Annotated in this window: 14 protein-coding genes; 7 read left to right on the plus strand and 7 right to left on the minus strand. The window is 42.2% G+C overall.

Features of this window, described 5'->3' with window-relative positions:
• Positions 1-40: 40 nt before the first annotated feature.
• Positions 41-1,636 (plus strand): bifunctional phosphoribosylaminoimidazolecarboxamide formyltransferase/IMP cyclohydrolase, encoded by a 1,596-nt coding sequence (purH, locus tag C7457_RS01085; protein WP_121169587.1) that lies wholly within the window; start codon positions 41-43, stop codon positions 1,634-1,636.
• Positions 1,637-1,662: 26 nt separating this feature from the next.
• Here purH and C7457_RS01090 read toward each other — a convergent pair whose 3' ends face one another.
• From C7457_RS01090 to C7457_RS01100, 3 genes are read right to left on the minus strand one after another with little or no spacing between them, the layout of a single operon-like run.
• Positions 1,663-1,917, minus strand: coding sequence for a cell division topological specificity factor MinE (locus C7457_RS01090; RefSeq protein WP_121169588.1), 255 nt, complete (start codon positions 1,915-1,917; stop codon positions 1,663-1,665).
• Between the two features lie 2 nt (positions 1,918-1,919).
• Positions 1,920-2,717, minus strand: coding sequence for a septum site-determining protein MinD (gene minD, locus C7457_RS01095; RefSeq protein ID WP_121169590.1), 798 nt, complete (start codon positions 2,715-2,717; stop codon positions 1,920-1,922).
• Positions 2,717-3,367: a septum site-determining protein MinC gene (locus C7457_RS01100; protein WP_121169591.1), complete on the minus strand. Its 651-nt coding sequence runs from the start codon at positions 3,365-3,367 to the stop codon at positions 2,717-2,719. The genes minD and C7457_RS01100 overlap by 1 nt, the downstream gene beginning before the upstream one ends.
• A gap of 55 nt (positions 3,368-3,422) precedes the next feature.
• Between C7457_RS01100 and speB the strand changes: the two genes are divergently transcribed.
• Genes speB through C7457_RS01115 form a run of 3 tightly spaced genes read left to right on the plus strand, consistent with a single transcriptional unit; the run spans position 3,423 to position 6,153 of the window.
• The gene (gene speB / locus C7457_RS01105) at positions 3,423-4,229 is read left to right on the plus strand and encodes an agmatinase (protein WP_121169593.1); all 807 of its coding nucleotides are present in this window, start codon (positions 3,423-3,425) and stop codon (positions 4,227-4,229) included.
• A gap of 2 nt (positions 4,230-4,231) precedes the next feature.
• Positions 4,232-5,095: a polyamine aminopropyltransferase gene (speE, locus tag C7457_RS01110; RefSeq protein ID WP_121169595.1), complete on the plus strand. Its 864-nt coding sequence runs from the start codon at positions 4,232-4,234 to the stop codon at positions 5,093-5,095.
• A 2-nt stretch (positions 5,096-5,097) separates the two neighbouring features.
• On the plus strand, positions 5,098-6,153 hold the full coding sequence (locus C7457_RS01115; protein WP_121169596.1) for a bis-aminopropyl spermidine synthase family protein: 1,056 nt from the start codon (positions 5,098-5,100) through the stop codon (positions 6,151-6,153).
• 23 nt (positions 6,154-6,176) lie between these two features.
• Here C7457_RS01115 and C7457_RS01120 read toward each other — a convergent pair whose 3' ends face one another.
• On the minus strand, positions 6,177-7,112 hold the full coding sequence (locus C7457_RS01120) for a bile acid:sodium symporter family protein (RefSeq protein ID WP_121169597.1): 936 nt from the start codon (positions 7,110-7,112) through the stop codon (positions 6,177-6,179).
• 124 nt (positions 7,113-7,236) lie between these two features.
• On the opposite strand from C7457_RS01120, the gene C7457_RS08815 reads away from it, so the two are divergent.
• On the plus strand, positions 7,237-7,728 hold the full coding sequence (locus C7457_RS08815) for a phospholipase D-like domain-containing protein (protein ID WP_121169599.1): 492 nt from the start codon (positions 7,237-7,239) through the stop codon (positions 7,726-7,728).
• Positions 7,698-9,092 carry an ATP-binding protein gene (locus C7457_RS01130; protein ID WP_121169600.1) on the plus strand — a complete coding sequence of 465 codons (1,395 nt, stop codon included), beginning with the start codon at positions 7,698-7,700 and terminating at the stop codon, positions 9,090-9,092. Before C7457_RS08815 ends, C7457_RS01130 begins: the two co-directional genes overlap by 31 nt.
• Positions 9,093-9,142: 50 nt before the next feature.
• Here the strand turns inward: C7457_RS01130 and C7457_RS01135 are convergent, their stop codons facing one another.
• On the minus strand, positions 9,143-9,784 hold the full coding sequence (locus C7457_RS01135) for an ankyrin repeat domain-containing protein (protein ID WP_121169601.1): 642 nt from the start codon (positions 9,782-9,784) through the stop codon (positions 9,143-9,145).
• Between the two features lie 209 nt (positions 9,785-9,993).
• Between C7457_RS01135 and ybiA the strand changes: the two genes are divergently transcribed.
• Complete coding sequence (gene ybiA, locus C7457_RS01140; protein WP_121169603.1) at positions 9,994-10,452, plus strand: riboflavin biosynthesis intermediates N-glycosidase; 459 nt, start codon at positions 9,994-9,996, stop codon at positions 10,450-10,452.
• Positions 10,453-10,549: 97 nt separating this feature from the next.
• Here the strand turns inward: ybiA and ccsB are convergent, their stop codons facing one another.
• Positions 10,550-11,557, minus strand: coding sequence for a c-type cytochrome biogenesis protein CcsB (gene ccsB / locus C7457_RS01145; RefSeq protein ID WP_121169604.1), 1,008 nt, complete (start codon positions 11,555-11,557; stop codon positions 10,550-10,552).
• Positions 11,554-12,882, minus strand: a complete 1,329-nt coding sequence (gene resB / locus C7457_RS01150; protein WP_121169605.1) for a cytochrome c biogenesis protein ResB — start codon at positions 12,880-12,882, stop codon at positions 11,554-11,556. The genes ccsB and resB overlap by 4 nt, the downstream gene beginning before the upstream one ends.
• Positions 12,883-12,926 lie beyond the last annotated feature (44 nt).

A 12,926-nucleotide genomic window follows, 5' to 3' on the forward strand; every position in this document is an offset into this window, starting at 1 on the left:
TAGTTAAAATTGGGCTTGCAAACTTTAAAAGGAGGAAGTTATGAGGCCGAGGAGAGCTCTGATCTCAGTTTCCGATAAAAGGGGAGTTGTTGAGTTTGCTAAGGCTTTGAGCGATATGGGGGTTGAAATTGTTTCAACCGGTGGAACTGCAAAGCTTTTAAGGGAAAGCGGAATTCCGGTTAAGGAGATTTCAGAGCTAACGGGATTCCCAGAGATTATGGAAGGGAGAGTAAAGACTCTACATCCAAAGGTTCACGGAGGAATCCTTGCAGATAGGAGTAAGAACGAGCACATTAGTGCTATGGAGGAGTTCCAGATTGAACCGATAGATATGGTTGTTGTTAACCTCTATCCCTTCAAGGAGACTGTTAAAAGGGGAGCTGATTTAGATGAGATTATAGAGAACATAGATATCGGTGGCCCTACAATGGTGAGGGCTGCTGCAAAGAACTTTAAGCACGTTGCCATAGTTACAGATCCTGCCGACTACGATAAGGTAGTTAAGGAGCTAAAAGAGAAGGGAGAGATATCCCTCAAAACGAGGTTTTACCTTGCAAGGAAGGCCTTTAATCTTACTGCCCACTACGACGCTTTAATCTCAGAGTTCCTCTACTCAATTGATGAGACTGGAAAGAAGGTGGAGTGTAGGGAGCTCCCCAACCCGTTAACGATAACTTTTGAGAAGGTTCAAGACCTAAGGTACGGTGAAAACCCCCACCAAAGGGGAGCTTTCTACAGGGAAGTTTTCGTTGATGAGCCCTGCGTTTCTCTATCTGAGAAAGTTCACGGGGAGAAAGAGCTCTCCTTTAACAACATCTACGACCTTGATGGAGCTTTCAACCTCGTCCTTGAGTTTGACCCTAAAAGTGATGGTGTTGCATGTGCAATCATAAAGCACGCTAACCCCTGTGGCGTAGCCCTTGGGAGTACTCCTCAGGAGGCCTACGAGAAGGCCTTAAAGGTTGATCCACTTTCAGCCTTTGGAGGAATTATTGCCTTTAACTCAAAAGTTACAAAGGAGGCAGCCGAGCTTATTATCCAGAGGTTCTTTGAGTGTATTATTGCTCCTGAATACCAAGAGGAGGCCCTTGAGGTTTTAAAAACTAAAAAGAACTTAAGAGTTTTAACTACAAAAGGTTTAAAGGGACTGGAAAGGAGGGGAGAGACTTCACCGTTTGACTATAGGAGGGTAGTTGGAGGGTTGCTCGTTCAGGATAGAGACCTTATAACGGTTCTCCCTGAGAAGTTAAAGGTCGTTACAGATAGGGAGCCTACACAGAAGGAGTGGGAAGACCTCCTCTTTGCCTTTAAAGTGGTTAAGTGGGTTAAATCAAACTCTGTAGTTTACGCCAAGGATAAGGTTGCAGTCGGTATTGGTGTAGGGCAGACTTCAAGGGTTGATTCAGCCCGTTGTGCAATTGAAAAGGCCCAGATGGTTGGAATAGACCTATCGGGTGCAGTTATGGCCTCTGAAGCCTTCTTCCCCTTTAGAGACAGTGTTGATGAAGCTGCAAAGGTTGGAATTACTGCGATAATTCAGCCTGGAGGCTCAATAAGGGATAAGGAAGTTATTGAGGCAGCTAACGAGCACAACATGGCTATGGTATTTACGGGGGTAAGACACTTTAGACATTAAGTTCAAAGGGGCGCTTTTGTGCCCCTTTAGTTGTTCTTTACCGGTACTTCAATTTCAATTTTACCGTCTACGTCACTCTCTGGAATGTGAATGTTGACACCTTCAACGTCAACGAAGGGAAATTCCTTTAAGGCATTAAGGATTGCTTCCTTTACCGCATCTATTGCGTTTGGTGGTAGACCTGCTCTATCGTATTTTAAGATTAGCTGTAGTCTCTTCTTTGCTACTTCCTTTGCTGGAGGTTTTCCGAAAGCTCCCCTTATTTTATCCATAAATCCCATCTTTAATCACTCCCGAAAAGTTTTTTTAACTTATCTAGGAAACTTTCCTGGACCTTCAGTTCCATAAACGGGATTTCTTTTCCTAAGAGCCTTTCTGCTACATTTCTGAGGGCCCTACCTGCTATTGATTCTGGAAAGAGGACTGCAGGTTCTCCCCTGTTTATGTAGGCCACCATGTTCTTATCCTCTGGGACTACTCCTAGCAGGTCAAGGCTTAAGATTTGAGTAACGTCATCAACATCAAGCATGTCTCCCCTTGCCACCTTTGCAGGGTCTATCTTGTTTATAACGAGTTTTGGTTCTGGTTTCTGCATTGCCTCACAGAGTCCTACAACCCTGTCTGCGTCCCTGATGGAAGCCATTTCAGGGTTTGCAATTACGATAATCGTATCTGCAGGAGCAACGGCGGTTTTAAATCCCTCCTCAATTCCCGCAGGTGAATCGATAAAGATAAAGTCAAATTTGTCCCTAAGTTCTTCAACAACCCTTATTAAGTCTTCAGGCTTTACTGCGCTTTTATCCTTAGTCTGGGCAGCCGGTAGTAGGTATAGGTTCTTTGTCCTTTTATCCTTTACGAGAGCCTTTTCTGCAGGGACTACTCCTTCAACAACGTGGACTAAATCGTAGACTATTCTATTTTCTAACCCTAAAACAAGGTCAAGGTTCCTTAGTCCTATATCAGCATCAATTGCTGCAACTTTATACCCCTTCATTGCAAGGGCAGTTGCAACGTTTGCAGTTACTGTACTCTTTCCTACTCCACCCTTTCCTGAAGTTATACAGATTACTTTATCCGCCATTAAATTCCCCTTTTAAGATGTTCTATTTTAATTTTGCCATTTTTTACTCTTGCCCTGAAGTTTATAAACTTCTCATTCCTTTCAAATTCTACCTCTTTCCCGCAGAGTTCCAGTCTTGGTGCTTGGAAGAAGAGAGCTCTGACCTCCCCTTCGCTTTTTCCTATTCCGGCTCTAACAAAACCCCTTAGGTTTCCCAGGACGTAGACGTCCCCTCCTGCTTCTACTTCAGCCCCTGGGTTAACGTCTCCCATTATTATTAAATCTCCCGTTGAAGTCTCTTTGTCGCCCGAACGTAGAGTTTTCTTAACTAACTTAACTTCTTCTGTAGATGAACGCTCTCTTTTCTTCTCAAGTTCTAAGGTTGAGATGTCGCAAGGAATTCCCATAGATACGCAGAGCTCCCTGTTTTCCTTTAAGTTGGTTTTAAACCCGCAGAAAGTAATTTTCTCCTCAGTTGAGATAAAATTTAACAGCTCTTCAAGTTCTTCCCTATTTAAAAGGTAATCTTCTACAGAGATTAGGAACCTTGCTCCCTTTAAGAGCTGTTTCTTCTCCGATATAAACCTCTTTATTCCCTCTACGCTGAAGTTTTCCCTGTTTGTTAGGAGCTCTATCCCTATTACGTTCGTTCCCCTCAGTTTAAAGTCCATAGGCTAAAATTCCCCTTGAAAAAATTCTTTTAAATTCTACACCAGGAGAAGAGATTTGAAGTTCCTATCGTCAAAGGATAGAGGAAAGATAAAGATCTTTGGAGTTCCTTACGATTCAACAACTTGCTTTAGGCCGGGTGCCCGCTTTGGTGCCGATGGAATTAGGCTTTTTTCAGAAAACCTTGAGGACTTTAGTCCTGAACTTGAAAAGAGCCTTGAAGACTTAGATTTTACAGACGTTGGAAATTTGGAGCTCCCTGCAAGCCCTGAGAAGATGGTTGAGGAGATTTACTCCTTTGTTAAGGAGGTTGAAATTCCTGTAATGCTTGGTGGAGAACACTCTGTTACTTTTCCGGTAGTTAAGGCTTTAAGTGAGAGGTTTTCCAGGCTTACGGTAGTTCAGTTTGACGCCCACGCAGATTTAAGGGAGGAGTACTCAGGGACTCCCTACTCCCACGCCTGCGTTATGAGGAGGATTTTAGAACTCCCAAACACCCAATTAGTTCAAGTTGGAATAAGGAGTGGAACTAGGGAGGAGTTTGAGCTTATAAAGTTATCGGATAGAATAACCTACGTTAAAGACGTTTTAGAACTTCCAAGTGTTCTATCAGAAGTTGAAACTCCGATTTACTTTACAGTTGATATAGACTTCTTTGATCCCTCCTACGCCCCAGGAACTGGAACTCCAGAGCACTGTGGAGCATCACCTGTTGACTTCTTTAAAGCAGTCTATAAATTACCCGCCGCCAGCGTTGTCGGTTTTGACGTTGTTGAGGTCTCTCCTCCTTACGACCCCAGCGGTATAACTCAGGCCCTTGGGGCTAAGATAGTAAGAGAGCTTTTACTTAAATTCTGGGGGTGAATATGCTCTGGTTTACCGAGTACTACAAAGGCGAAGGAATGGAGCTTCAAGGTACCGGTCTTAGTATGAAAGTTAAGAGTTCTAAGTATTTAAAGACCCCTTATCAGGAACTTCTCCTCCTTGAAACTGAGGACTGGGGAAAAGTTTTGGTCTTAGACGGTGCAGTTCAAACTACCGAGAGGGACGAGTTTATCTACCATGAGATGATTTCTCACCCAGCCTTATTTACGTTCCCCCGCCAAGTTGAGAAGGTTTTAGTTATTGGAGGGGGAGACGGCGGAACTGTTAGGGAGGTTTTAAAACACCAGCCCAAAGAAGTTGTTATGGTTGAGATAGATAGGGAAGTTGTTGAAATTTGTAAGAAAGAATTCCCTTCAATCTCAAATGGTTTAGGAGATGAGAGAGTTAAACTAACTTTCGGGGACGGAAGGGAGTTTGTCAAAGATAAGGAGGCCGAATTTGACCTTATAATAGTTGACTGTTCAGACCCTATTGGACCATCAGTTGTCCTTTACCAAGAAGACTTTTACAGGGACTGCTTTAAAGCCCTCAAAGAAGACGGTATTTTTGTTACCCAGTCTGAGTCTCCGTTTGCTCAAAACAGAGTTCACAGACAAGTTGTAAGGGAACTTGAGAAGGTATTTCCAATTGTTCGTCCTTACCTTGTCTTCATTCCAACTTATCCAAGCGGAATGTGGAGCTTTACAATAGGGTCTAAAAAACTTGATCCCCTTGGAGTTGCTCCTTCAGCCCTCGGTAAACTGTACAGAGAGCTTATTGAGAGGGAGGGAGCTCTCAAGTACTACAACCCTGAAGTCCACTATGGAGCTTTTGCAATACCAAACTTCGTTTATAGGGAGGAGTAAAAATGGAGATACTTGAAAGGATTGCCCAGGAGGCGGAGAAGAACACACAGGTTCCTGCCTACAGTAGGAGCGTTGAGAAGGTTCTCTCTGCTGTGATGTCAAGTTCAAACTTCTGGAAGATCGTTGACCTCTCTGATGAGCCTCTTCCACTTGTTGCTGAGATCTTAAAGCTGTTAAACAAGTATGACCTTGTTGCTTTTGAAGGAGATCAAATTCTGTTAACTGAGGCTGGAGCAGAGCTGGTTAAGAAGTTAGGTATCCAGCCTTTCGTCTCCCACAGGTGTCCAACCTGCGGTGGAAGGGGAGTTGTTATTGATGAGAGCTTAAAGCCTGCCTTTGAGAAATTCTTCAAGATTCAGGAAAACAGACCCCCTGCAATTCACCAGTACGACCAGGGTTACGTTACCCCCGAGAACACATTTGCAAGGGTTGCCCTTGCAGACGACAGGGGGGACTTAAGGGGTAAGAGAGTTTGTGTCCTTGGAGATGACGACCTTATGAGCATTGCCCTTGCTTTAACGGGCCTTCCGGCTAAAGTTACAATCCTTGAGATTGACGAAAGACTCGTGAACTTCATTAAGGAAGTTTCAGACGAGTACAACCTTAACATTGATGCAAGGGTTCACGACCTAAGGCAGCCCCTTCCTGAAGACGTTGTTGGTGCTTACGATACTTTCTTCACAGACCCACCTGAAACGGTTGAGGCAATTAAGGCCTTTGTGGGTAGAGGAGTTGCTACGCTGAAAGGTCCAAGGTGTGCCGGTTACTTTGGCGTAACCAGGAGGGAATCTTCACTTGATAAGTGGAGAAGGATTCAGATAGAGCTCCTTAACATGGGACTGGTTATTACAGACCTCCTCCACAACTTCAACGAGTATGTAAACTGGGACTACTATCAGGAGATGAGGGGCTGGCAGTTAACTCCTGTAAAGGTTCCTCCAAAGGAAATCTGGTACAAGTCAACTCAGTTTAGGGTTGAAACTGTCCGCGGATTTAAGGGCTTTAACGACCCAATAGTTGGAGATATCTACAACGACGCCGAGAGCTCTACAACTTAGACCTTCGCCCCCTTTTTGGGGGCTTATTTTAGATGTTCTTTATGGATTGACCTAAAGAGTTTAATAACAAAAGGTCCTACTAAGTTTTGAACTACACTGTAGAAAACTGCCGGAAGGGCTGAGAGAGCTCCCCACTGGGAAACTGCCAAAACTGTTGCAAGGCCTGAGTTCTGCATTGCAGTTTCAATTGAGATGGTTACCCTCTCCTTAGGTTCAAGTCCAAAAAGTCTGGGTATTAAATAACCCAGCCAGAATCCAAAGAGAAGGTGAAGTAGTGAGGATAAAAAGAGTAAGACGAAGGCTTTAAGCGGGAGTGAGAGGATTTTAGAACTCCCCGCTGCAACGACAAATCCTACTATTAAAACTACCGTTATTGTTGAATATGCTGGAAGGTAGGGCTTAACCCTTTCAACCTTCTGGGGAATTAGTGAGTTAAGGCCGATCCCAATTAAAACAGGAATTAGGGTTATCAGAACCATATCTAAAAAGAGCTTTAAGGCGTTAACAGAGACCAGTTTTCCAACCAGTACCTTAGTCAAAATCGGTGTAAGTAGAGGGGAGATTAGGGTATTAACTCCAGAAAGGGCAATTGAGAGGGCAACGTTTGCTCCAGTTAGGAAGTTGTAGACGTTTGATACAACCCCAGTTGGACAACTTCCAGTTAAAACTTGTCCGGCAACTAATTCAGGGTTTATTTCCTTTAGAAATAGGTAACCGATTGTAAAGCCAACGATTGGCATTACAGAGTACTGGGAAATAAGGCCGACTGTAAGTAATTTAGGTTTTTTAAATATTGAAAGGAGCTCCTTTCCCTTTAAAGTTAACCCCATTGCCAAAATAACGCTTGAGAGCATAGGCTTAATTAACGGTTTTAAAGGGATAAATAGGTGGGGAAACTTAAGGGCTAAAGGGACGACTGCAATAACCCAGAGCCATAGAAGATCTGAAATCCTTTTCATGGGGTAATTTTACTTTAAAATAAAGGAAGAATTAAGAATAGGAGGGAAAGTTGAAAGTTCTAACCAGCGATAGGATTTTAGAGAAAATTGAAGAACTTCTAAAAAAACTGAGGAGTCTGTTTGGATATCTTCAGCGTGGTTAAAGGGTAACGTTCTTGAAGGTCTTTTGGGGGAAATTCAAAAGGATAATTTAGATTTTAAGGTTGTCTTAAGGGCTTCAGAACTTCAAGATTTACTAATAACAGACGAAAAGGTCTTTGAGCTTATAAAGGATAAGGGAGGGAAGATTTACCTCCATCCTCGTCTTCATGCCAAGTTTATACTGGTTGATGGAAAGTATGCAGTTGTCGGTTCAGCTAACTTTACATTTTCCGGACTTTCTGAATTTTCAAAGGGGAACGTTGAAGCAGCTGTTTACTACGATGAAAACGACGATTCTAAAGAGATAGAAGAACTAAAGAATTACTTTAACAGGATAATTAGTGAGAAAGAGACTTACCAACTAAACGATTCATTAGTCGGTTTTGCGATGAACCCTGTAAAGTCCCGCTCCTTTGAGTTCGTTGCCCTTGGAGATGTTAAAACGTGGAGCTCCGAGATGGTGAAAGAAAGTTGATAGGCAGGATTTTAGAAATCTACTCTTACGACATGGACTTCTTTGCAAATCCCTTTACTTCTGGGGAATCTCCAGTTTTCGGCTCTCTTGAAACTTTTAAGCTTCTCTTTGCAAAAGGTAACTGTTCAGACTGGAAGAAGGCCGCCGTTTTAGCCTATTTAAATGGGAACGGAGCTAAGTTGAAGTTGGCAGTTGCAGAGGTGATTGGAGATTTAAAAAAAGATAAGCTTGAGACTTCCTTCAGTCCAGCTCAGGTAGGCTCTCCTGTTTTTAAACTTGTGGAAGGGGAAATTTCCTCTCTCTTAAAGAAGAACTTCTCAGGTCAAAGTATGGTTAGTCCAGTAGAAGTTGGGGAACTAGTGGGGAGCTCCGCCACAGCCTACCTTGATGCTCAGGAGGTACTTTCAAAACACCTGTTAGTTCTTGGAACAACAGGTTCAGGAAAGAGCTACTTTACGAAACTTTTCCTCTCAAGGCTTTTAAGCTCTGATCCAGAGGTAAAACTCTTCATTCTTGATCCTCACGGTGAGTATAGAGAAGGCCTTTTAAGGTTCGGAGTTGATGAGAGCCAGATAGATGAGCTTAAAATTAAAGATATTCTTTTGCCGGTCTTCCCTGAAGAAGTGGAAGAGCAGATTAGACAGGAAGGTTATCCCTCTTTAGTTTCGGGTAATACGAATGAAGCTAAAAAGAACAGAGCCCACCTTTCCAGATATATTAAACCTTCTCTATCTCTAACTGGATTTAGGGAAAAGGACTTAAAGGATATAATTTCTGGACTTTCAGATAGGGAAGGAGAGAAGGAAGCTTTACTCTCCTCGCTTTCTTCCATCTATGACGGTCAGAAAGATTTAATTGAAAAGTTAGAAAGTACTCTTAATTCAAATAAGAGGGTTGTAATTTTTAACTTTGGAAGTGTAAGTGAGCCCTCTACAAGAGTTAACGTGTCCGGGCTTATCATGAGGGAGCTCTTTGACAAAGCCAGGGAGGATAAGAAGAAGAGATTCCTAGTTCTTGAGGAAGCTCACAACTTTGCACCTGAAAAGGGGTTTGGCGATACTTCGGCTGGTAAGGGCAACTTGGCTCTCATTATGGCAAGGAAAATAGCCTCCGAGGGAAGGAAATTTAACTTAGGTTTAGGAGTAATTACTCAAAGGCCTGCTCAAGTAAGCAAGTACATTCTCTCTCAAACTAACACTCAAGTTATGTTTAGAACTATTAACTCTTCCGATTTGGATGTAATTTCATCGTTTGTTGAGTACGCAGGTAAGGATATAGTTTCTCTTCTACCTTCCCTTCAAACTGGTATGGGAATTATTTGTGGGATGGGAGCTCCTTTCCCGATGGTGGTTAACATTAAATAATCAAAAAAAGAGACCCATCCTCTTGAGGAGGATGGGAATAAACTTACAAATTAAGAAATCTTAACTCCTTTAAACCTTAAAATCCCTTCTGGAGTAAGTCCTATTGAGTTTTGAATATCTAACCTTCCTCCGTGCTTAACCAGAATTTTCACCAATTTTTCATTTCCTCTGTAAGTTCCGTAGTGGAGAGGAGTGTTGGCCATATCATCCTGAATATTGACATTTATCTCCTCTGGAAACTCCCTAAAGAGGATTTCAACTTCTTCCTCCTTATTTTCTTTACTTAATTCAATTAGGATTTGGTTTATCAACTTCTCTTTTTTACCTGAGAAGCAGTCTCTCTCTTCAAGGAGTTTTTCTTTAAACTCCTTACACATAACCTCTAATGCCTCTTTCCTCTTCACTGCTAAAATAACCTCAATCCACCTCCCTTTGAATTTTCTTTTAATTTCTTCCTTCTCTGATTCATTTGAATTTTTTGAATTTTCAGATAGAAGGGTTCTTACAGTATACTTCACAATTTCCTCATTTCCTATTGAAACTACATACATCCAAAGTGGAATGTTGTTTCTTAACGATTTGAGAACTCTTTTACTACATAGCTTTGAAAATTCATTGATGTTACCTTGTTTAACAGAGTTAATTAACCTTTCTTTTTTTGCCTTTGGCACACTACTCCTCTTTTTAACCATAAAGATCCTCCTTAGATTAAGGTTAAAACCGTATTTAGCTTTCAAAGACCAATATTTTTTTCGCTTCACTCAGCAATATAAATCCTTAAAAGGACAAAATTTGTCCTATTAATGGTTGTGTCTCTTTAAGTGATAAAGGGAACATAAAAGGAAAGAAATTGTCCTTTATAAGAGATTAGTTTTATAGAAAATATAATTGGGAGGAAAAGTTGGAGAAGATTATTCGATTCAGAGGTAAGAATTCTTTCCTATCAAACTTTTATCCTTGTAAAGTAGAGTTTGAAGGTCTTGTTTATCCAAGTGTTGAAAATGCTTTTCAAGCTGCTAAAACTGCACCTTCTGAAAGAGAGCCCTTTACAAAGGTTTCGCCAAAGGAAGCTAAAAGGATAGGAAGGGAGGTTCGTTTACAAATCAGTGCTTGGGAGAGTAAGAAGGTTAAAGTAATGGAAGAGCTGGTAAGAAAGAAATTTAAAGAGAATCCTGATTTAAGGGAGAAGCTTTTAAAAACTGGAGATGCCGTATTGATAGAAGGAAATACTTGGGGCGATGAATTTTGGGGAGTAAACCTTAGGAAACCTGACTCGAGCTCTCCTTGGGGATATAGGGGAAAGAACATACTGGGCCAGATTCTTATGAAAATCAGAGAAGAGCTTAGAAAAGAAGGGTAAGGCCCCAATGGGGCCCCCTCTAACTTTTAGCTTAAAACTATTCCTCTTAAATTTCGGGTCATTTTGAGTTAAAAGGCCCCATATGGGGCCTTAAAGTTTACTGGGCGTAGCTGTGGAGGCCTGGAATGATCAGGTTAACTCCGTAGTAGGTAAAGATAACGCTTAAGAAACCTATTATGGTAAAGTAGGCAAGGGGTTTTCCCCTTAAACCCTTAATGTACCTAGCGTGGAGGTAAGCTGCGTAGACTAACCAGGTAATTAAAGACCAAGTCTCCTTCGGGTCCCATGACCAATAGCCACCCCAGGCATACTTGGCCCAAACTGCTCCAAGGATAATTCCTATTGTTAGGAAGACAAAACCTACTGCAACAGATTGGTACATAATCTGTTCCATAGCTTCAACAGAAGGGAATAGGTTTACAATTCCCGTTTTCTTTACCAGATAGAGGAACCCGCAGAAGAGGAGTGCCACGACTGCTGATATACCTAAGTAGAGGATGAAGTTTTCCCTGTAAGCTGAGTAGATGATAAAGAAGAAGATGAACCACGTTGTAACGAATATTACCGCCCAATCTTTAACAGTCGTGTCGTCCCTCTTTGCAAAATAAGCATAGGCTATTCCTGCACTAACAGCAGCAGCAGCGTAACCTATGAACGTTGTAACAACGTGAAAGAGGAGCCAATTACTCTGAAGGGCTGGAACAAGCGGTTGGGCTTCGGAGCTAAACCCGAGTATTTGGGTTGAGAGCTCCCCTATCAGTGCAAGGGGTATTACAAACATTCCGAAGGCTTTGTTCCTGTACTTCCACTCAAACAGGAGGTAGATTAGAACGGCCGTCCAACCAAAGAGCATTAAGGATTCGTACATGTTTGTAAATGGAGCGTACTTATAAAAGGCCGTCCAGTCGGAGACCATGTTGACTTTAGCCTTTTCAAGTCCTCTTACGATGAAACCTGCTCCTTGAACAATTACTCCAAGCCAAGCAAAAGTTGTTGCAAGCTTTGAAGCCCAGGAGCTCTTACTGAAGGTGTAGATCGTGTAGAAGAGGAACGCTAAGAAATAGGCAACCATTCCTCCGTTAAAGAGCTCAACAGATGTAATCATTGCTCTTCCTCCTTAGGGGTATTGTTGCAATATGAAGACTTTAAGACCCCTAAGACTTCCTCCAGCTCCTGAGCCAATCCTTCAGAGCCTTTGCTTGAAAGGCCTCCTATTACTAAGCGAACCTTGTCCTCTCCCCTCTTCTCAATCCTTGCCCATATTCTCCTGTGGGGAATGAAGAAGGCAACGACTAGGCCGATTATCATTATTGTACTCCCTAACCAGACAACCCAAGTTCCCGGGTCTTTGGCCACCTGAAGGCCTGTGTAAAAGACCGGTTTAAAGTCAACCATTGAAATTGCCTTGTTAGTTCCAGGAACCTGATAGAAGATAAAGGGTTTTATTACTCCTTCCCTAACTTTTCCATCTTTTATGAACTTAATTCCGATGCTCATAGTTTTACCGTCAAGGCTAACTATCCTCAGGTAAGTTTTAGGAGCAAGTTTGATTGGTTGTCCGAAGGCTACCCCTACTATCCTTTCTCCGTTTTCATCCTTTATTTTTAGAACTGCCTCTCCCTGACCGTAACTTGCCTGGTAGAAGTAAATCCCTTTGTACTTGAGAGGGTCATTGACTCTTATTGTCTTCCTTAGGACCTCTTTTCCGTTTTCAATAACTGAAAGGTCCGAAATGTAGGCTTTTGGCATTCCTGAGGGGTAAAAGTCAATCGTAAACTTGTTGCACCTAACGTAAAAGGGGAGTTCCACTATCTTTGGGCCTGAAAAGAAGCTTACTAAGTTGCTCATTGTTCCTTCTGCTAAGTTCATATAACCTCTAAACCCAAAAACGGCGGTAAGGAGGCCTCCTATTAAAACTACTAAAACTCCAAGGTGAACTATGTAGACTCCAAAGCGGGCAAATACGTTCTTATCTGCAAAAATGTGGACTTCCTCTTCGTCCTCCTTTGAGACCTCAACCTTGTACCTTTTGTTCTTTAAGGCCTCTACCAGTTTCTCTTTTACCTCACTTATTCTCCCTTTTAGCGTTATGGAAGATGAAATCCTTAAAGTCTTTTCCTGCCCCGCTGGGAAGGTCTTTCGGGGCTCCATAGCCACTTTCCATATTTTTGGAAGCCTCTTTATTGAACAGACAATTAGGTTTATACCTAGGAGGGTTAAGAGGGATATGTACCACCAAGAATGATAAACGTCGGTGAACCCTAGAAATTTGAGGATTTTGTACGTAGTCGGACCGTACTCCATTAAGTACTTTTCAGGGTCCTGTTGCTGTTCGATTATCGTTCCAACTATTGATGTTACCGCTAAGGTTAGGAGGAGGAAGATTGCAAGCTTGACTGAACTAAAGAAGTCGTAAAGTCTCTTAAACATTTGCAGCTCCCTGCTGTCTGTGTTTTCGCACTCTTTCGGCTATT

The sequence above is a fragment of the Thermovibrio guaymasensis genome (assembly GCF_003633715.1).
Classification (GTDB): Bacteria; Aquificota; Aquificia; order Desulfurobacteriales; family Desulfurobacteriaceae; genus Thermovibrio; species Thermovibrio guaymasensis.